This is a genomic window from Arthrobacter sp. NicSoilB8 (genome assembly GCF_019977355.1).
GTDB lineage: Bacteria > Actinomycetota > Actinomycetes > Actinomycetales > Micrococcaceae > Arthrobacter.
Genome location: NZ_AP024655.1, coordinates 2,393,273 through 2,414,002, shown reverse-complemented (window position 1 = coordinate 2,414,002; position 20,730 = coordinate 2,393,273). Strand labels below are relative to the sequence as shown.

Sequence of the window (20,730 nt, the reverse complement as noted above, 5' to 3'; positions counted from 1 at the left end):
TGCGGGCCCCTCGCAGGGGGCCGGCTTTCATGGCGGCGGAGCGACACGGGTCACAGGACGCTAGACCACCCGGCGCACGTCAGGGGCCGGACCGGCGTCGAGCATGGAGGCGATTTTGTCCTCGAGCGCGGCGAGCGTAGCCTCCGGCAGGACGATAAGCCCGTCGAGTTCCCGGCGGGCGCGCCGGTAGGCCGTCTGCCGTTCGGCGGGAGTCGCCGCTGCGTCCGATGCGATCCTCAGGAGCTTCCGGGCCGTTTCCAGGCGCTGGCGTTCCGGGCCCGTGAATTTGCTGTCCCGGATCCGTTTGGCTTCCCGCTCGGCGACGTCGAAGGCGAGCTCGAAGCTGGTGACGGCGGCACGGTACTCCGCGAGCCGTCCGGCAGTCCTGATCTCGCCGGGAGCGGCGGGGCGCAGGCCGTCGGCCTCGCGCTTGGCCCGCAGGAAACCCACGGTCAGGGGCTCCCGGACGTCGGTCATCACAGGAAAGTCGATCAGCTTCCCCACGTCCAGTTCGTAGTCCAGCCAGCGCCTGTTGACGCTGTCGTGTGCCCTCATGAGGTTCAGCACCTCGGCCTGGCTGGCCTGCTCCGCCTGCGCCGCCTGGTTCTTGAGCGTATAGAGCTCCACCCGGCGGCGGTGCCGGCGCTCAGCGGCTTTGGACCAGGACCGTGCCCAGCCGCCGACCAGCCCGCTCATGGGGAAGACGAGCCACCAGAAGTGGGTGACAAAATTGAAGAAGGGGTCCACGGCAACATCCTCCCACCCGCCGGCGGCGGCGGAAAGCCCCCTCCGCGAAGGGGGCTTCCCAGCCAATTACGGGCCCTGCCGGGGCAACGGACCACTTGCCGGGGTCAGTCCTGGTGCTTGACCTTGTGCACCCGCGTGACGATAGTGGGGCACGGCACGTTCAGCAGGACAGCGTGAGCCGTAGAGCCGAGCACTGTCCGGGAGAATCCGCCGCGCCCGCGGCTTCCGATCACCAGCAGCCTGGCATCCGCAGCGATGTCCACGAGGGCCTTTGCCGGTTCGGTGTTCGTCTCAAGTCGCTGATGGACGACGAGGTCGGGATATTTGTCGCCGAGTCCGGCCACCGATTCGGCGAGCACAATCCGGTTCTCTTCCACAATGCTCTCGGCCAGGCCGCTGGAGGGCAGTTGCTTCTCCACCCACCGAGCGGGGCTCTTGAACGCGAGGACCACGCTGAGTTCGTCCCCGCCCAGGTCGGCTTCTGCGGCCGCGAACGCGACGGCTTGCAGCGACTCCTCAGAGCCGTCGACGCCGACCACCACGCCTTTGGCTGCGGCGCCAGGTTTCGCCGGCACGACGGCGACCGGGCATTCCGAAGCGGCGACGACCTGCAGGGCGCGGTCCGTCATGGGGCCGCCGTCGATCCGGCGCTTCTCATGCCCGCCAACCACGATCATGGTTGCCTCTTTGGAGACCTCCCGCAGCACGGAGCCGCCGCTGCCATGGCGGAGCTGGATGTCGACCTTGACGTCCGGGGCCTGCTCGCCTGCACTCGTCTGCGCTTTTTGCAGCAGCTCCATCCCCGATTCCCGGATGAGCTCGTGGTACTGGAAATCCGGGGACATCCAGCGGTCATCCACAGCGTGGACGGCGATGACCGGAAGCTTGTCCCGGGCCGCCCGCTGAAGGGCCCAGGTCATTGCGGCGTCGCTGCCCGCAGACCCGTTGATACCGACGACGATTGCTTTACTCATTCTGAATCCCGCTCTTCCGAAGTGGAGTGATGGCCACGCACCGCGTAACCTGACAAGTCCCCTGACACTTCAGTGTGCTCCGCCTGCCAAAGGCAGGCTTAGGGCCTTAAGCCCCTCACTTGCCCTCCATCGCCGCGCCCCGGCCTCGCGCCCTGGCCTCACACCCTGGCCTCACACCCTGGCCTCACACCTAGCCCCGACGCTGTCCCTGATCCCGGCGGAGAGGCCATTGTCCCGACGGGAGCCGCATCGGCCTAGAAGCCTGTGGGCTCGGTTTCCAGTTCCGGTTCCCGGGGCGGCCCCTCATGATGCACCGGCCTCAGCGCGGCGGTATGTTCAAGCCAGATCAGCGCATCGTAGCGCTCCCCCATCCGGGTCGGAACGTAGTTCCCGGCTTCCCGCTCCGGGTGGTACACGACGCCGATCGCCCGGTGCCCGAGCCAGGTCGAGAGCCACGGCCCGGTTCTGTCGTCACCGAACTCCAGCACGGACGGCACGCCGAGGGCCTGGTGCAAGAAGTCCTCGTGGCTGCCCGGGCGCGCTTCCGGCACCGTCAGGATGCGCTCCGGGCGCCCCCACGCGTCGGCGGCAACCACGGATCCCCGGTGCGCCGCGAAGCCGACCAGCAGCACCCCTTCACCTGCATGACGTTCGCGCAGCAGCTGTCCCACATTGACCAGGCCGTCCTGCGCCATGTCGGTGGCCCGCGCATCCCCGACGTGCGTGTTGTGCTCCCAGATCAGGCCCTTCGACGCCGGGCCGAGGTGCCTGCTGACCCGGTCGATGGTGTCCGCCATGTGATGGTCGCGGACGTTCCAGGACTGCCGGTCGCCGCGGACCATGATGCGGTAGTAATGCTCGGCGTTGGCCGCCACTTCGGCGTTTTGGACGGCGTCGAAGGCGTCCTCGTCGTGGGGGCCGGGACTGAAGACCCGGTTCCTGACCTCGGTGAGGAGGGCCACGACGTCGGCCTCGCAGGACTGCGGCACCAGCCGTGTGCTCCACGCGTACTGGTGCGGGTCCTCGTGATGCGGCAGGAAGCACTGCCAGGCACGCATGGCCGCCGGCACGGCGTCGGGGACGTTCTCCTGCAGCCAGCTGATGATTTCCCGCAGCGAGTCCCAGAGGGAGTAGACGTCCAGTCCGTAGAAGCCCACGCGCTTGTCCATGGGCCGCGCCGCGTTCCAGGTGCGCAGCCAGTCCAGGAAGGCCGCGACTTCCTCGTTGGCCCACATCCAGGTCGGCCAGCGTTCGAAGCCGGCCAGCAGGGCGTGGACCCCCTGGTCCTTCCCGTCCTGGCCGCGGACCCACCGGTTGATGCGCCAGCAGTCGGGCCAGTCGCCTTCCACCCCGATCCAGGTGTAGCCCTCCTCTGCGATCAGCCGCCGGCTGAGGGTGTCGCGCCAGGTGTAGAACTCGTGCGTTCCGTGGGACGCCTCCCCGATGGCGACAAACCGGCAGTCGGCAGCCCGCCGCACCAGCCCGTTGAGGTCCCGGTCGCTTTTCAGCGGCCGGGCTAGATCATGGATCTCCTTCAGTACGGAGGTCCGGGTGACGGCGCCGGGGTTCATCGCGGATCCTCAATGTCGATCGTCTCCAAATGCTCGGGAACCCGGGCCCGCCAGCCGAGCTCGCGTTTGATCCGGATACGCAGGGCATCGGACGCGTCGGGGTCGCCGTGCGTGATGTAGGTCATGCGGGGCTCCTTTGCTGCCGCTCTCATCCACGCAATGATGCCGTCGGCGTCGGCATGCGCGGACAGGCTTTCCATTTGGATCACTTCCGCCCGCACCGAGACGTCCTCCCCGTAGATGCGCAGTTCGCGTTCGCCGGCGGCCAGGGTGGCCCCCCTGGTGCCGCCGGCCTGGTAGCCGCTGAGGATGATGGCGTTTTTCGGGTCGGGGCCGTAGGCCGCGACGTGGTGCAGGATCCGTCCGCCGGTCAGCATGCCGCTGGCCGAGATGATGATCATGGGTCCCCCGCGCAGGTTCAGCAGTTTGGACTCGTCCACGGTGCGGGTGAGCTTGGCCAGCTTGTACATTTGCGTGTATTCCTCCGGCTTGAGCCGGTGTTCTTCGGGGTGGCGCTGGTACATTTCCGAGGCATCGATCGCCATGGGGCTGTTCAGGTATACCGGGATGCGCGGAATCGCGTTCTTTCGGACGAGCCGGGACAGGTACAGCATGAGCGTTTCGGCCCGCCCGACGGCGAACGCGGCGAACATGATGACCCCGCCGCGCTTCGCGACACGGTTGATGATCTCCCCCAGCTGCTTCTCCGGATCCTCGGTGGAGTGTTTCCTGTTGCCGTAGGTGGACTCGGTCACCAGGACGCCCGTTTCGCCGAGCGGCCGGGGCGGATACATGAAGGGATCATCGGCACGGCCCAGGTCTCCGGTGAAATGTACGGAATGGGAGCCGAGCCGCACATGGACCTGGGCGGCGCCAAGGATGTGCCCGGCGGGCACGAACGTCAGTTCCAGGCCCCCGCCCAGATCAAGGGGATCGTCAAACCCGCACACCTTGAAGCTGTTGAGGGACGCCACGGCGTCGGCCGCCGTGTAGAGCGGCAGCGCAGGATCGTGCGCGGAGGAGCCCCGATGCGAGGCGTACCGGGCTTCCTCCTCCTGCAGGTGGCCGCTGTCCGGCAGGATGAGTTTGCAGAGATCTGTGGTGCCGTCCGTGGCGTAGACGGGGCCGTCAAACCCGTCCCTGACCAGGGCGGGCACGTAACCTGTGTGGTCCAGGTGCGCATGGGTCAGGACCACGGCGTCGATGGACCGGGGTGGCACCGGGAACGGTATCCGATTGCGCTCGCGGCTGCGCTTGTAGCCCTGGAAGAGCCCGCAGTCCACCAGCACGCGCCTGCCGCCGGCGTCTATCAGGTAGCGGGAACCGGTCACGGTGTCGGTGGCACCCAGGAACTTCAGGCTCGGCTGCTGCTGTTTCATGGCGCTCCCGTGGACCTCTACCCCGTAGATCTGTGCAATGCGCGGACCTGTGAGATGCGCAGACCTGCGGCTCGCGGTGTACGCCTCAGCTTCCGCCCGGGTCCGACGGGTGCCAAGGGCCTAAAGTCACCTCCGGCCCGGCAGTGCCGCCGCACGGCGGCACTGCCGGGGGCTCCGAGGGGACCGCGGGCCGGGGCCGCCCCCGGTAGGATTTCCTGACGGGTCCTGCCGGGCCCGAGGCCGGAAGCCCGGCGCACCCCAGTGGCGAGGACACACCATGAGCACCAGATCCGCCGGGCCCCGGCGTCCCGACCGCCCCTGGACCCGGCATTACAGTCCCGGGGTTCCCGCCGATCTCAAGATTCCCGCGGGATCCCTTGTGGACCTCATCGACTCATCCGTCAGGCGCTACGGGCACAAGACGGCGCTGGAATTCTTCGGGGCGCGGACCAGCTACCGCGAACTCGGTGCCGCCATCAGCAGAGCGGCCGCAGGCCTGATGAGGCTTGGCGTCCGGGCCGGTGACCGGGTGGCGCTGGTTCTGCCGAACTGTCCGCAGCACGTCATCGCGTTCCATGCAGTGCTGCGCCTGGGCGCCGTCGTCGTCGTCGTCGAACATAATCCCCTATATACAGACCGTGAGTTGCGTCATCAGTTTGAGGACCACGGCGCCACCGTCGCGGTGGTCTGGGACAAGGCCGTCGACAAGGTGCGGCAGTTGCCGGCCGACGTCGGGCTCAAGAGCATCATCTCCGTGGAGATGATTCCAGCGATGCCGTTGCGGCAGCGGCTGGCGCTGCGGCTCCCGGTGCCCGCCGCCCGCGCGGCCCGGGCGGCGCTGGCCGCCGGCAAGCACACGCCCCGGCACGTCCCGATGCCGGCGCCCCGGACCGTGGTGCCGTGGAAAGAGCTCCTGGCCGCCGGCGAGCTGAGGAAGAAGCATCCGCGCCCGGCCGCCGGTGATCTCGCCGTCATCCAGTACACCAGCGGCACGACGGGCCAGCCCAAGGGCGCCATGCTGACCCATGCCAATTTGCAGGCCAATGCCGCACAGGGGCGCGCCTGGGTGCCCGGGCTCAAGGACGGCCGGGAGTGCGTGTACGCGGTGCTGCCGATGTTCCACGCGTACGGTCTGACGCTGTGCATGACATTTGCCCTGAGCATCGGCGCGAGGCTGGTGCTGTTCCCCAAGTTCGACGTCGATCTCGTGCTGAAAGCGCACAGGAAGTCGCCGGCCACCTTCCTGCCGGCGGTGCCGCCGATCTACGACCGCATCGCGGCCGCCGCGGCGGAGCGCGGTGTCGCGCTGGACAGCATCCGGTTTTCCATCTCGGGGGCGATGAACCTGCCGCTGGCGACGGTGGAGACCTGGGAGCGGGCGACCGGGGGCTACCTGATCGAGGGTTACGGATTGACGGAAACCTCGCCCATCGCCCTGGGCAATCCCTTCGGTCCGAGCCGGAAACCGGGGACCGTGGGTGTCCCGTTTCCCCTGGCCGACATCCGCGTGGTGGACCCGCGGAACGTCCTTCTGGACCGGGCGCCGGGCGAGGAAGGCGAGCTCCTGATCCGCGGCCCTCAGGTCTTTGCCGGCTACTGGAACCGGCCGAAGGAGACGGAGGAGGCGCTGCTGGAAGGGGGCTGGTTCCGCACCGGGGACATTGTGTCGGTGGACAAGGATGATTTCGTGACCGTCCGGGACCGGATCAAGGAGCTGATCATCACGGGCGGCTTCAACGTCTCCCCCACGGAAGTGGAGGACGTCCTTCGCGAATACCCCGGCGTCCTGGACGTGTGCGTGGTGGGCCTCCCCCGCGCCGGCGGCGGCGAAGACGTGGTCGCCGCCGTCGTCGCCCCCGCGGGCTCCGACGTCGATCCGGCGGCACTGCTGGCGTTCGCCCGGGAGAACCTGGCGGCCTACAAGGTGCCGCGCCGCATTGCCGTGGTGGACGAACTCCCGCGTTCACTGATCGGCAAGGTGCTGCGCCGCGAAGTCCGGGACGCACTCGTGGCCGGCCGGTAGCGTTCCCCTTGCCCCGGCCGGCCACTGGTGCGGTCAGTGTCCGGGCTCCTCAGCGTCCGGGCTCCTCAGTGTCCGGAATCGTCGGTCCCCGTGTGGTCCGTCCCGGTGTCGTGCGAGTGAGTCCCGCCGTCCTCCGGCGACGGTTCGGGTTCCGTTGCCGGTTCCGGTTCGCGGGACATGTCCACTCCCTCGCCCGTGGTCGAGCGGGGAGCCAGCGCAACGTCGGCCGGATCCCCTCCGGCGCCGCGGGCCATGCCGTTCCGCACGGATTCCACCAGAGCGTCGCTGAGCAGCGGTCCCGTGTACGTGACGGTCAGGACGCCGCTGCCCAGGGACGTGGCGTAGTTCCCGAGCGCGTCCGAGAGTATGCCTTCCTCGGCGATGGCAGCCGTCAGGGCTGCCGGATCCGCCGCGGCCACGGTGAACCGGAGGTCGTGGACCAGGACTGACGAGACATGGACGTGCTCCACGCCGGGGTAGCTTCCCTCCGGACCGAAGGCCACTTCAGCCAGCTTCTGTGCGTCGTCGCCGGTGCTGCCGGGCGGAAGCGCCAGGATCAGTTCCGGCGAGATGTGCTCCAGGATCGCCGGTTCGAGTACGTCCGGGGCGATGTCGGAGAGCACGACGCCGCCGGCGGCTGCGGCCTGCTCGAGCCGTGCGCGCGCCGGGCCGAGGTCTGCCCCGGCGGCCGGGTGGACGGCGATGACCGCGCGCCGCCGCACCATCAGCCCGTCGTGGCTCACGGCCGGACGGCCGTTGCCGACGTCGGTCCCCGTCTCTAGGGAGACGGGCGCGGCGCTGCCCGCCGGCGACGGCGCGGGCGGGGCCGGGGCCGGCGTTCCGCCCGTGCAGGCGCTCAGCGCCAGCACGAGCAGGGCCGCCACGCCCATTGTCCCAACGCGGCCCATCTCAGGTCCCCGCGGGCAATCCGGGCCGGTACACCGGCGGGAACGCGTTGGCGGCGGTGGTGTCCAGGACCGGCGGGTCGGAGGTGATGGGGTCGTTGGCGCGGAGGTCGCCCACGGAGAACTGCACCATCATGTCGTGGTCCTCGTGGACCAGGTTGTGGCAGTGGATCATGTAGCGCCCACCCCCGCCGGTCCCGGTGTCGAACTGCATGAGGGCCGTGATGGACTCGTTCTCGCCGGCGTAAAACACATCCTTGGGGCCCTTCTCCCAGGCAAACGGCAGGCCCCCGTTGGTGTTCCTCGCGATGATCTTGGCGTCGATGAGGTGGATGTGCACCGGATGGAACCAGCCCCCGGACGCGTTGATGATGGTCCATTGCTCGACGTCGAACGGCTGGGGGTTGCCGAACAGCTTCGTAAATCCGGATTTCTCCACATCGGCCCAGGTGACGCCGTTGACGGTCCACTGTCCGTTGGCCCGGAAGAATTTCAGCTCTCGCTTTGCCTTGGCCATCGCCGGCGTAAGGCTCATGGTGGGGATGCCCCCCCGGGCCGCGTTGACGGAGCCGCCGTCCTCGAGCGTGGTGGGGATGCTGGAGATGGAACCGGCCCCCGAGCCGGAGTCGGCCACCACCTGGAAGCGCATGATCTTGTTGGTGTTCGCGAAGTCGATGTTGTTCTTGTTGCTGAGGTTGCGCAGTTCGATCAGCTGGCCGGTCCGGTATTTGCGGAAGTCGATCAGGACTTCATAGCGCTCGGCCGTCCCCTGCCGCCAGGACTTCACGGCCTGCACGCTGGGAACCATGCCTGCGTCCGTGGCCACCACGTAGACGGGGTCCCCGGTGGACAGTGTGGGCCGGTACGACCGTGAAATCGAGGCGTCGAGCACCCTGAACCGGTAGATCCGCGGCTTGACCTTCATGGTGGGCCACGGCACCCCGTTGACCATGATGATGTCGCCCCAGAGGCCCTTCTGGTCGTTGTCGTTGTAGGCGAGCGAGCCGTCGGCGTTGAACATGGCGTCCGAGATCATGAGCGGGACGTCGAATTCACCCTGGGGCAGCTGAGCCCGGTCGTACTTGTCGGAGAGCGGGTAGAACCCCGCGAGCCCCGAGTACACGTTCTGGGCGGTGATGTGATGCTTGTGGTCGTGGTACCAGAGCGTCCGCGCCGTCTGCCAGTTGGGATAGTGGTAGTTCTTGACGTTGCCCGGGACCGTGATGTCGTTGGCGTAGCCGTCATACTGCGGCAGCGACGCCGAGCCGTGCAAGTGGGTGACCGTGTCAAAGCGAGCGGGTTGTAGAAGCCCGGCAGCGGGCAGAGCGTTGCGGATCCGCACTTCGATCCGGGTGCCCTGCGTGGCTCGGATGGTGGGGCCGGGAAAGATGCCGTTGTAGCCCGCGACCGTGGTGTTCAGGCCGGGCACGAACTTGGCCTGCCCGAGCTTTTGGGTGAGGGCGTACTTGGCGAAGGGACGGGCGGGGTCGCCGCCGTCGAACCCCGTCTGATAAGGGACGAGTTCTGGCGGGCGGCGGAAGACGCCCGCGTAGGGTACGGGCATATTCTGGGGTGCAAGAAGGCTGGCGGCCACCGGAAGCGACGCCGGCGCGGTCGGGCTTGCGGTCGGTAGGTCGTCATCGCCGCCCTTGAATCCTGCAAGGCCGAGGGCGCCGACGGCTCCCAGTTTAAAAATCTCTCGTCGTGTAGTCATGGCCCCTCCAAGTGGGCAATCGAACTGAATACCGAGTCGAAAAGTATCTTTCGAACAAGTGAGGAAGCCGGCTGGCGGACCACTGTGGCCCGCCAGCCGGCGTTCTCGAACTGCTATTACAACGCTGCCCCCGTGGTGAACGTCCACGTACGGGTGACCAGCGGGTTCCCGGCCAGGTCACGGACGCCAGCGGTGCCACCGGTGATGGTGACGCGGTACTGGGTGTTCGCGAGCAGGCTGGTTCCGGGGTTGATCGTCAGCACCCGGGTGATGGTGTCGAACGCGATTGCCGAGGCAACCTCCGCTCCGGTGGAGACCTGATTGATCCGGACCGTGCCGGCAACCGTGAAGCCGGTAATGGCCTCACTGAACGTGGCGGTCACGTTGCTGTTGCGCAGCACGCCTGTGGCTCCCGAAACGGGTGTCGTGGCGGTGACGGTCGGGGCCGGGCCCGTGGTGAACGTCCACCTGGTGAGCGTGATCGGGTTGCCCGCCAGGTCACGGATCCCCGAGAGGGTCACCGTGTACACCTGGTCCGCGGCCAGCGTGGCGCTCGGGTTCAGAGTCGCAACCCTGGTGAGCACGTTGTACGACACGACGGCGGGGATCAGGGTAGTGCCGAGCCGCAGCTGGAACGTGGTCCCGCTGACTCCCGTCACCGCCTCACTGAACGTTGCCGTCACATCCGCCGCCTGACTTACGGAGCGGGTACCCGATCCGGGTACGTGCGACGTCACGGTAGGAGCCACGAATTCCGTCCGCGGTGTCACCGCTGCCGTTCGGCCCGAGAACCGGCCCGTACCAACAGCGTTGACGGCGGCGACGTCAAACGTATACGCCGTTCCGTTGGTCAGTCCCGTCACGACGGCGGTTCCAACGTTTCCGGTGACCGCCTGCGTGCGTGCCAGGACGGTTCCGGCGAAGGCCCGCACCGTGTAACCCGTGATGAGGGATCCGCCGTTGGAGGTCGGCGCGGTCCACGTCACCGTCGCCGAGGCGTTCCCGGCCGTAGCCGTCCCGATGACCGGCGTTCCCGGTATGCCCGCCGGCCTTACCGCTGCCGTCCGGGCTGAGAACGCGCCCGTACCGACCGCGTTGGTGGCGGCGACGTCGAACGTGTAGGACGTCCCGTTGCTCAGACCCGTCACGACGACGGTTCCGACGTTTCCGGTGACCGCCTGCGTGCGGGCCAGGACGGTTCCGGCGAAGGCCCGCACCGTGTACCCGGTGATTGCCGATCCGCCGTCGGACGCCGGTGCTGTCCAGGTCAGGGTCACCGAAGTGTTCCCTGAGGTGGCAGTCCCGATGGTCGGCGCTCCCGGCACGGTCGTCGTCGTCGGAGTCACCGTGTTGGAGGCTGCCGAGAACGGACTGTCGCCGAGGGCGTTGCTGGCCAGCACCTGGAACTGGTAACGGGACCCGTTAGTCAGGCCGGTCACCACGAGGCTGGTGGCGCCTGCCGGGGCAGTGCGCAGGGCACCGACCTGGACGCCGGCTGCGTTCGTCGTCACGTCAAGCACCTTCACCGAGAAGGTGTCGGCGATGCCGACGGTCGGAGCCGTCCAGGTCACCGTCGCCTGCCCGGCGCCTGCGGTTGCCGCACCGATGGCCGGAGCGTTCGGCAGGACGTTGTCGGAGAACTGCAGGAACTCGATGTTGCGGATCGTGTCCGTGCCGTCGGCGCCGACGTTGTCCACCACCGTGGTGGTTGAGCCCGCCGAGCCCACAGTGCCGTTGCCGCCGGTCGTGGTGACGGTGTAGTTGGCCCGCGGGCCGGAGAAGATCGCGACGTCCCGGTTACCCGTGGTTTCCAGGGCCGTGGGGGTCACGATTTCGCGGACAGCCACCAGGTTCCCGGGGTTGACCACGCCGGCAGCCACTGCGGCCGCCAGGGACAGCGGGTTCCCCGTCTGGTACTGGCGCTCCATGAGGTCGGTGGTGCCGATCTCGACGCCTGCGTCGTCCCGCACGCTGATGCGGATCTTCAGGTACCGGTCACCGTCGATGACGTCGTTGCCGCCGCGGCCCTCGATCTTGTCGCTGCCAAGCCCGCCGATGAGGATGTTGCCATCGCCCCAGACCGGACCGGTCAGCGGGCAGACGCCCATCGGTGACAGCGCAGCCACGGGAGCCAGCGGCGTTGACGGGGCCGGGAGGATGGCCGCCAGGCCGGCGACCCGGTTGATGCCCGTCTGGTCGAGGACGTCGCAGCCACTGAAGCCTGCACCACCTACGGTGCTGGGCACTGCGTCGTCGCCCCGGATGACGTCATCGAACTTCGAACCCGAGTTGGCTTCCACTTCCTGCCAGCGGTCGCGGTTGACCACGACGGGGAGCGGGACGCCGATCAGGTTGTTGTTGATCTTCATGTCGTCGTCCGCCGCCACGGTGTCGTACTGGTGCGTGGCCCAGTCGAAGCCGGCAGCACCGGCGTAACGGTCGATGGCGGCGTTGCTGGACATGATGTCGTCGCCGCCCTCGGCGTCGTAGTCGTTTTCACCGACCTGGCCGACGAAGATGTCGTTGCCGGGCTTCGTCTGCGCCGGGTCGTCGAAGAACGGTGCGCCGTGGTCGCCGATCAGCAGGTCCTGGCCGGATCCGCCTTGGATCCAGTCGTCGCCGCCGTCGCCGAAGGTCGCGTCCGCGCCGTCGCCGGACTGCACGAAGTCGTTTCCTTCGCCGGCGAACGTTTCGTTATCGTTGGCGCCGCCGTTCGTGAAGTCCTGGCCGTCGCCGCCCATGTTGATGTCGTCGCCGATACCGGAGTTGAGGTAGTCGTTGCCCGGTCCGCCCTTGAGGACGTCGGCGCCGGACAGGTCGGTGACCCGGTCGTTGCCGTCGCCGCCGAGTGCGATGTCGTCGCCGCCGTTGCCTTCAATGACGTCGTTGCCTTCGTTGCCGAGGAACGTGTCGTTGTCGTTGCCTCCGGTGACGCGGTCAGCGTTGGCCGTGCCGTTGTAAACGGACTGGCCGTTGATGCCGCTGGGATCGACCGTGTTCTTCTCCATGTACTGGATGGTGCCGTCAGGCTTGCGCAGCAGAAGCAGGTTCTCCTGGCACTCGGTGGTTACGTCATCGGCGACCGTGGTCCCCGAAGTCGTGTAGCCCGCCGGCGTGCCCGCCAGGTTGCCGAGCTGGAACTTGCAGTCGGCGGTGGCAAACGCATCGGCCTTGAGCGAGTGCGCGTTGGTGTTGCGCATGATCATCTCCGCAAAGGAGTTGCTCTCCAGCTGCGCCCGCAGGTTCATGCCGGGGGTGCGCAGGAGGTAGTAGAACCTGTCACCGTTCTGCAGATCGGTCAGCTGGTTTTCGAACACGTAGTTGAACGTGCTGCCCAGGAGTCCGCCGAAGAGGTTCGTCTTCTCCGCCAGGCCGCCGACCCAGAGATCAACCTTGTTCAGGCCGGTCTCCTGCGTCGCCCACGGGCCGGCACTGTTCAGGAAGTCCGTCATGTCAGCCGTGGGAGGGGTCGCCAGGGTGCCCGGATCAACGATCGCCTTGGCCGCTGCCCGTTTGCCCGCCAGCGTGGTTTCGCTGGTGATGGTCGGGTAGGTGCCGTAGGCGGCGACAAAGTTGATCAGCGATTCCGGGTGCTTGAGGTTCTGCCCGAAGTCTGCCCAGCTCGTGTAGGGGGCCAGCTGGGCGTCGCCGGTGGCGTTGTTGATCTGGCGCCGCAGCTCGTTGAGCGGCGGTACGCCTTCGGAGCGTGCGCGTGTCATGTTGATCGTTGCCAGGTCCAGGGGAAGGCCCAGCAGGTTGTTGCGCAGGGTGCCCGTCACGAACTCATCGAGTTCGTTGCCGACCTGGTCGCTCATGCCCATGACGATGCTGCCGGCGGCCTCTTCCGAGGTCAGGGACCCCGCCGATCCGCCGTTGGTGTACTCGGGCGGGTTCAGGAAGCCGTGCAGCAGGGAGATGGAGTTGTCACTGCCGTCCCCGTTGGTCCGGGAGATCGTCTCGGTCAGCATGGAGTGGCCAAACCGGTAGACCGCATGGGCGAACTCCGCCTTGATGGCCGAGTCGAGGTCGGTGTGATAGACGTGGAACGGCTGGACCGCCGGCTGGACCTTGCGGGCGAACTCCTCGAAGACGAGGTGCTGGTATTCCATTTCCGTGACGAACCGGGCCGCCTGGAACAGGCGCTCGCCGTTCCATCCGTTGGCACCGGCAGCCAGCTTCCACTCGGCCAGCGCGGCAGCGCCCGTGGTCGAGGTGTCGTTGGTCAGGGTGTTCTGGATGTCCGCGACAAGGCGGTCATGCTCCGAGTGGAATATCTGGTGGATGGTGGTCAGGCCGATGTTCTCATTGACGCGACCGTCGCCGGCACAGAAGTGCGCGTTGAGCATTTCGTCGTCGTAGGTCCCGGCGGGCTGGTTCGCGAAGTCTGCCGAGGCCGTCGTGTCAGCGTCCGGAGTGGGCGCGACCGGCGGGGTGGCAGGGTTGCGGTCCGTGTCCTGCGGTGACGGATCGGCGTTGTGCGCGATGTCGGTCAGGAACGGGGTGTCGAAGTACCGCACGTTCGCCGGCACCGGCACGGGGTTTGCCGTGTCGCCCTCGACCAGGCCGGTCAGGGTGACATACTGCGGCAGGCCGCGCGCGGGTCCGGGGATGAACTTGCCGTACGGATCCGCGGCGATCATCGGGATGTTGGTGACATCCTTGTCCTCGAGCCTGAGGCCCAGGAAAATTGCCGCCTGCGCCTTGACGTCCGCCCACGTCGCCATGCCGCCCGCAGTGGGGCCGGCAGGACCGCCGAGCAGTTTGCCGGTTGCGACCGGCCTGCCATCGGCGTTGTTGATGTATTCCCGCAGGAACACCTGGTGGGAGGGGTGGGACGTGTACGTCTGGGACTGGTCCACGTAGGGCGAGTCCGTGTTGGCCGCTTCCTGCACGTCATCAGCGGTGCCCAGGACGCCGTCCGGGCCGGGCTGGTTCTGTGCCCGGGTGAGGACCATGAACGCATTGGGGCTGTCGGGGGCCACCTCGTCGCCCGTGCCCGCCTTGCCGTCAGGTCCCACTGTGATCAGCGGGTCGTCGGCCTTGAGCGGAACGAACACCGTTCCGCCGCCCTTGACGGTCTGGTCCACCCCGTGATCGAAGAACTGCCCGAACAGGGTGAACAAGGAGTTGTACGGCGGGGAGAGCCCGACGTCGGTGGTGACGTTGGGGATGAACAGCGTGTCCCCGGTGGGGACACAGCCGGCCGGCACAGCCACGACCGGCGGAGTCGCCAAGGGGTCAGGATCGGTGGTGCAAGGGAACAGCCCGGGATTGCCTTGGGTTCGGACCGGGAACCCGGCAGCGGCCACAGCGGCGGGATTGGTGGATGTCTGGTCCACAATCAGATTGCTGATTTGGCGGGGCTGGGAGTCGAACACATTGCCCGACTTTTGCTGGTACGAGGACGGGCCGGCGGGACCGAAACCGGCCGGCACCGAATCCGCGTTACCGAATGACGGCGTCGTCAAACGCGGAAAAACCTGATCGGCGGCCCCGTAGGTTTCGCGGCCGGCGAGCAGGTTGTTGCAGGAGCCGTCCACTGTGCGGAGGCCGTACGAGGTGAGGGCGTCGGGAATCTGGTTGGGGCCCCTTCCGACGAGCGCCCCGCAGGGGCCGGTGGCCGACGTCGTGTTGGCGACGTGCGCCTCGGCGATCTTGATCTGCTTGAGGATGTAGGCCAGGTCGGCCGCGGTGACGGTGAAGCCCGCGCCGACGGGTGCCGGCGCTGCGTTGGCGCCAAGCGCCGTGGTGGTAAGCCCGATGAAACTCAGCAGGGTCATCGCTGTCCCTGCGGCAACTGCGCGGGTTGGCCGGCTAAAGACACGTCTTTGGCCATCGACCTTCCTGCATGCGAACAAATTCATTGCACACCTGCCTCCTTGAGTGAGTGATTGTGCAAGAGTGCTGGGTGTTTCCTTCGGGAAAGCTGGGACTTTCCGATTGCTTGAGATGCGGACCGCGGTCCGGTGATTTCCGTTGCTTCCGGCCACCCGGATCACCGGCTGCGGGTACGCGCGCCGGCCCCCGAGGATACTCGGGCCGAGACCGACGGCGGCACCGTAACCTACGCGGGCAGTACTGCGCCGACGGGACGCCGGCGGATAACAGACGGGTAACGGGTACGCCTGCAGGACCCGACTTTTGGCCTGTTGCTACTTGCGGTCTACGCACGGCGAATACTCAGCTTGCGCCATGTCAGCTCTGGTATAAGGGGGCTTACTCCGGTGCCGGACGGTGCCTGAGTCAGGGACGGGCCAACTGCTTGCGGCACTCAGGTCTAGCTGATAGGCCTGACGGTAGGGTGCATAGTGGCACATCAGCGTGCCGTCCTGTCCGGGCGGCGGTTGCAGAAGGGAAGTTCACGTGACTCGCAAGACTCCTCAGGTCGAGGAACCGTCCGAGAAAGAGCTTGTTGTCGAGAGCGGGCCGAAGAGCTGGGCCGCCGGAGTCCCAGGCGTGTACCACTCGATGAAACCGGCTATCGAGCAGATGGGGCTGAACCGGACCCGCAAGACGGTCATGGCCATGAACCAGAAGGACGGCTTCGACTGCCCGAGCTGCGCGTGGCCGGACCCGCACCACCGCAAGGCGTTCGAGTTCTGCGAGAACGGGGCGAAGGCGGTCACGTGGGAAGCGACGCCGGTGGTGGTCCCCGGAAGTTTCTGGGCCGAGAATTCCGTCAGCGAACTGCGCGGCCGGTCCGAGTACTGGCTCGGCATGCAGGGCAGGCTCACGGAGCCGGTCTACAAGCCGGCCGGCGAGGACCACTACAAGCCGGTCAGCTGGGACGAGGCACTCCGGCTTGTCACCGACAAGCTCAAGGGGCTGGACTCCCCCGACCAGGCGGCGTTCTACACGAGCGGGCGGACGTCCAACGAGGCGGCCTTCCTGTACCAGCTGCTGGTCCGCGGTTATGGCACCAACAACCTGCCGGACTGCTCCAACATGTGCCACGAGTCCTCGGGCTGGGCCATGGGCCAGACCATCGGCATCGGCAAGGCGACCGTCAGCTTCGACGACTACGCCAACGCTGACCTGATCATCATCATGGGTCAGAACCCGGGCACCAACCACCCCCGGATGATGACTGAGCTTGAGAACTGCAAGCACAACGGCGGCGAAATCGTGGCCGTCAATCCGCTTCCCGAGGCCGGGCTGCGCCGGTACAAGAACCCGCAGCAGGTCAACGGGGTCATCGGCCACGGCGTCCAGATCGCGGACCAGTTCCTGCAGATCCGGATCGGTGGGGACATGGCGCTGCTGCAGGCTGTCTCGAAGCGCGTGCTCGACGCGGAGGCGAAGAACCCGGGGACTGTCCTGGACCACGCCTTCCTTGCGGAACACTGCGAGGGGCTCGAGGAGCTAAGGGAGCATCTGGCCCGGCTGGATGAGCGCGCCGTACTGGAAGCCACGGGCCTGCGCAGCGAGGACATCGACGAGCTCGCCGCCCGTTACCTCAAGGCCGAGAAAGTCATCATCACCTGGGCCATGGGCATCACGCAGCAGAAGAAGGGCGTGGCCACCATCAAGGAGATCATTAACCTCCTGCTGCTCCGCGGCAATATCGGCAAGCCGGGCGCGGGGGCCTCCCCCATCCGCGGGCACAGCAATGTGCAGGGCGACCGAACCATGGGTATCTGGGAACAGATGCCGCAGTCCTTCATGGATGCCCTCGGCAAGGAGTTCGACTTCGAGCCGCCCCGCGAGCATGGCACCGACTCCGTTGAGACCATCAACCGGATGCGCGCCGGCGAGATCAAGGTCTTCGTGGCCCTGGGCGGGAACCTTGTGGCGGCTATCTCGGACACGAATGCCGCCGAAGCCGCGATGCAGGAAACGGAGATGACAGTCCAGATCTCGACCAAGCTGAACCGGTCCCACACCGTGACCGGCCGCGAGGCGTTAATCCTTCCCACGATGGGCCGGACCGAGATTGACATCCAGGAATCCGGGCCCCAGTTCGTGTCCGTGGAAGACACCGTCTGCGCCGTGCACCCCTCCTGGGGAAGCGTCGAGCCGGTGTCCCATCACCTGCTGTCGGAGCCGGCCATCCTGAGCCGGCTGGGCAAACTTCTGGTGGGCAACAAGATCAAGGCCGACTGGGACGGCTTCGAAAAGAACTACGACCTCATCCGCGACCACATTTCGCGGGTCGTGGGCGGTTGCGAGGACTACAACCAGCGGATCCGGCAGGAAGGCGGCTTTGTCCTCGCGAACGGCCCCCGCGACTCCCGCACGTTCCCCACTCCCACCGGCAAGGCCGTGCTGACGGTCAACGACCTCGAACTTGTCGACCGGCCGGCGGGCACCCTGATCCTGCAGAGTATGCGCTCCCACGATCAGTTCAACACCACCATCTACTCGCACAACGACCGCTACCGGGGCATCAAGAAGGGCCGCCATGTGGTGTTCGTGAACCCGGACGACATCGCCGAACTCGGCCTTGCTGACGGGCAGTACGTGGACATCCGCGGCGTGCACAAGGACGGCGAGGAGCGTGTGGTCCGCAAGTTCCGCGTGGTGGCGTATCCCACGGCACGCGGCTGCGCGGCGGCCTACTACCCCGAGGCCAACGTGCTCGTCCCGCTCAACCACACGGCCGAGGGCAGCAATACCCCGATCTCGAAGGCGGTCATTGTCCGGCTCGAGCCCAGCTTGGACCAGACGCCGGACGGCGCGGCGGCGGTCCCTGCCAGGATCACCTCGCCCTAAGCGCACGCGTGCCCAGGCCGGGGCCACGGGACATGCCCAGTCCCGGCCCCGGCCACTGGACATAACACCACTATGCCCACCCCCGGGCACCACCGCTGAGCATGTCCCACGGTACGGATCCGGGCAACGGAAAGGCCGCGGCCCCGATGGGAACGCGGCCCTATCCGGGATCGGGTCCTGTTCGGCCGACTCAGCCCGCGGCACTCGGCCCAGACGGCGGCCAGCCTGCGGCAGAGGCGCTACTGGGCCCGCTTATTGGGCCAGCCTGCGGCAGAAGCGTTGCTGGGCCTGCTTATTGGGCCCGCTTGGTCCAGCCCTCTTCGTCCGGACCGCCGGACTCGCCATGCTCGCAGAGCTCAATGACTTTGTTCGCCGCGGCGTGCACGGCCTCCTGGGTGCCCTTGCGGCCGTTGGTGGATGCGGTGCCGGCAGCGTAGCCCACGATGAACGCGCTGATGGCATCCGCATGCGGTCCAACGGCTTTGACGGATTCATCGGCGACCTGGACGATCTTGTCGTGGTCGACTTCCAGGTCGAGGATCTGCAAGGCCTGGATGAGTCGACTGCTCCAATGCCGCAGTGAGCTGTCTTCGTCTCGGGACAACGTCATTGCTACTCCTTCTCGCGGGGTGAATGGATCGTCTAACCCTCAAGGGTTAGCACCCGGCCCGGCGTTGCGCAACGCGACACAGCGTCAGGCGCCTGAGCTCCAGAGCGCCACGTGGAACTTGGACCCCCGCCGTTCCAGCCCCCGCGAACCGCCGGGAGCGACCATGGCCGCGGTCGCATCGGCAGTGGCGGCAAACCTTTGCAGGGTCCGCGCCATGGTGGTGGCCCGGCGGCGGTCCAGGGTACTGGCCCACCAGAGTCCGGCGACCGGCGTCCCGGCCACCGGCACCCGGACCAGTGCGCCGCTGCGGATTTCAGCCCGGACAATGTGTCCGAGCGCCATCATGGTTCCTTCACCCGCCCTGACGGCGGCCAGGGCCTCCGTTTCGCTGCTCAGCCGGACGATCTCCGGCGCCACCCCCTGGGCGGCCAGCCAGCGGCCCTCCTCGCTGGCCGCCTGGATGCCGGCGGGGCCGGCAAACCACGGCCTGGCCAGCAGTTCGGCCAACGCGACCGGCCCGTGGAGCGAGGCGAGGGCATGCCCGGCGGCCGCCACGACCACCCGCTGGTACCGCAGGAAAGCGACAGAATCGAGGCCGACGTCGCCGGTACCGTTGAGAGCTGTACCGTTGGCGGCGGCGGGCCGTGCACCCAGGGCGATGTCATAGACGCGTTCCAGCATCAGCGGCGCAATGTCCTCCGCATCCTCCACGACCACATCGACGACGGCGCCGGGAACCCGGCGGGTGAAAAGGTCCAGCAACCGCCCGGCAGCGTGCTCCGCAAACGGCGCGGTCGCCACGATCTTCAGGCGCCCGGTCTCGGTCTGGGCGTGCGCTACCTCCCACCGGGCCTTGTCTGCAAGGCCCACGATGTCCTGGGCGTAGTCGGCAAGTGCCCGGCCGCCGGGGGTCAGCGCGATCCCGCCATGGGCGCGCACAAACAGCGGGTCGCCAAGGTCCTGCCGCAGGGCTGCGAGCGCCGTCGAAACGGCGGGTTCGCTGACTCCAAGGTGAGCCGCGGCGGCGTGAAGTGAACCCAGCTTGGCTACCAGGGCGAACGTGCGCAACTGTCCCAATGTCATCGCCACGGCTTCATAACCTTTCGCTTATGACGATATTGACACTCCGGTTCACCCGGGGCAAGACTGACCTCAATCCGGCGCTCGACAACCGCTACACCATGCCGCCGGCACTTCGGAGTGAGGTAGGGACTATGCAGATTCCGGCTCCATTTGACTACGTGCGCGCCACCACGGTGGACAACGCGCTGGAACTTCTCGCCCGCTACGGCCCGGATTCGCGCGTGGTGGCCGGCGGCCACAGCCTCCTGCCGATGATGAAGCTGCGTCTGTCCCGGCCCGAATGGCTGATCGACATCAACGACCTCTACGAGCTGGACTTCATTCTTCGGGACGGCGACAAGCTGAGGGTTGGCGCCCTGACCCGCCACACCACCTTGCTGGAGTCGGACGAGGTTGCCACCCTGTTCCCCCTAGTGCGGGATGCGGAATTGGTGATCGCCGATCCCGTGGTGCGCAACCGCGGCACTATCGGCGGCTCACTTTGCCAGGCCGATCCAGCCGAGGACCTCTCCACCGTTTGTGATGTCCTGGCTGCCCAGGCAGTGATCCGCGGGCCGGGCGGCGAGCGCATTGTCTCCATGTCCGAGTTCCACCGCGGACCCTATGAAACGGCGGTCGGGCCGGATGAGCTGCTCGCCGAACTCAGGTTCCCCATCCGTCCCCGCTCGGGTAGCGCCTATGAGAAGGTCGAACGCCGGGTGGGAGACTGGGCCGTCGGCGCCGCCGGCGCAGCCGTCTCCCTCGCCGCTGACGGGTCTGTTGAGGACGCCGCCATCGGTCTCACGGCCCTGGGCCTTGACCACACGGTGGCCGAAGCCGCGGCCGTGCTCCGCGGCAATCGTCCGGACGAGGAGCTGTTCGCCGAGGCCGGCAGGCTGGCGGCAGCAGCCTGCAATCCGGTACCGGACCAGCGCGGCCCGGTCGACTACAAGCGGCATCTCGCCGATGAGCTCACCCGGCGGGTACTGCGGCGGGCCTGCGCCCGCGCCGCCCAGATGCAGGAAGGCTGAAC

Annotated in this window: 12 protein-coding genes; 3 read left to right on the top strand and 9 right to left on the bottom strand. The window is 67.4% G+C overall.

What is annotated here, in order from left to right; genetic code table 11:
* Nucleotides 1-60: 60 nt before the first annotated feature.
* The 4 genes from LDO15_RS10810 to LDO15_RS10795 form a co-directional block, all read right to left on the bottom strand.
* The gene (locus tag LDO15_RS10810) at nt 61-747 is read right to left on the bottom strand and encodes a hypothetical protein (RefSeq protein ID WP_223986929.1); all 687 of its coding nucleotides are present in this window, start codon (nt 745-747) and stop codon (nt 61-63) included.
* A gap of 104 nt (nt 748-851) precedes the next feature.
* On the bottom strand, nt 852-1,721 hold the full coding sequence (locus LDO15_RS10805) for a universal stress protein (RefSeq protein WP_223986927.1): 870 nt from the start codon (nt 1,719-1,721) through the stop codon (nt 852-854).
* A 254-nt stretch (nt 1,722-1,975) separates the two neighbouring features.
* On the bottom strand, nt 1,976-3,292 hold the full coding sequence (locus tag LDO15_RS10800; RefSeq protein ID WP_223986925.1) for an erythromycin esterase family protein: 1,317 nt from the start codon (nt 3,290-3,292) through the stop codon (nt 1,976-1,978).
* A complete protein-coding gene (locus LDO15_RS10795; RefSeq protein ID WP_223986923.1) occupies nt 3,289-4,671 on the bottom strand; it encodes an MBL fold metallo-hydrolase in 1,383 nt (460 codons plus the stop codon). The genes LDO15_RS10800 and LDO15_RS10795 overlap by 4 nt, the downstream gene beginning before the upstream one ends.
* Before the next feature lie 277 nt (nt 4,672-4,948).
* Between LDO15_RS10795 and LDO15_RS10790 the strand changes: the two genes are divergently transcribed.
* The gene (locus LDO15_RS10790) at nt 4,949-6,694 is read left to right on the top strand and encodes a long-chain-fatty-acid--CoA ligase (RefSeq protein WP_223986921.1); all 1,746 of its coding nucleotides are present in this window, start codon (nt 4,949-4,951) and stop codon (nt 6,692-6,694) included.
* A gap of 65 nt (nt 6,695-6,759) precedes the next feature.
* Here LDO15_RS10790 and LDO15_RS10785 read toward each other — a convergent pair whose 3' ends face one another.
* The 3 genes from LDO15_RS10785 to LDO15_RS23380 form a co-directional block, all read right to left on the bottom strand.
* Complete coding sequence (locus tag LDO15_RS10785) at nt 6,760-7,578, bottom strand: hypothetical protein (protein WP_223986918.1); 819 nt, start codon at nt 7,576-7,578, stop codon at nt 6,760-6,762.
* 25 nt (nt 7,579-7,603) lie between these two features.
* On the bottom strand, nt 7,604-9,313 hold the full coding sequence (locus LDO15_RS10780) for a multicopper oxidase domain-containing protein (protein WP_223986916.1): 1,710 nt from the start codon (nt 9,311-9,313) through the stop codon (nt 7,604-7,606).
* Between the two features lie 116 nt (nt 9,314-9,429).
* Nucleotides 9,430-15,093, bottom strand: coding sequence for a peroxidase family protein (locus tag LDO15_RS23380; RefSeq protein ID WP_263428365.1), 5,664 nt, complete (start codon nt 15,091-15,093; stop codon nt 9,430-9,432).
* A gap of 583 nt (nt 15,094-15,676) precedes the next feature.
* On the opposite strand from LDO15_RS23380, the gene LDO15_RS10760 reads away from it, so the two are divergent.
* Complete coding sequence (locus LDO15_RS10760) at nt 15,677-18,025, top strand: FdhF/YdeP family oxidoreductase (RefSeq protein WP_223986914.1); 2,349 nt, start codon at nt 15,677-15,679, stop codon at nt 18,023-18,025.
* A gap of 292 nt (nt 18,026-18,317) precedes the next feature.
* Here LDO15_RS10760 and LDO15_RS10755 read toward each other — a convergent pair whose 3' ends face one another.
* Both LDO15_RS10755 and LDO15_RS10750 read right to left on the bottom strand, forming a co-directional pair.
* Complete coding sequence (locus LDO15_RS10755; protein ID WP_223986912.1) at nt 18,318-18,635, bottom strand: DUF6457 domain-containing protein; 318 nt, start codon at nt 18,633-18,635, stop codon at nt 18,318-18,320.
* 84 nt (nt 18,636-18,719) lie between these two features.
* A complete protein-coding gene (locus tag LDO15_RS10750) occupies nt 18,720-19,718 on the bottom strand; it encodes a LysR family transcriptional regulator (RefSeq protein ID WP_223987260.1) in 999 nt (332 codons plus the stop codon).
* A gap of 26 nt (nt 19,719-19,744) precedes the next feature.
* On the opposite strand from LDO15_RS10750, the gene LDO15_RS10745 reads away from it, so the two are divergent.
* Complete coding sequence (locus tag LDO15_RS10745) at nt 19,745-20,728, top strand: xanthine dehydrogenase family protein subunit M (protein ID WP_223986910.1); 984 nt, start codon at nt 19,745-19,747, stop codon at nt 20,726-20,728.
* Nucleotides 20,729-20,730: the final 2 nt, after the last annotated feature.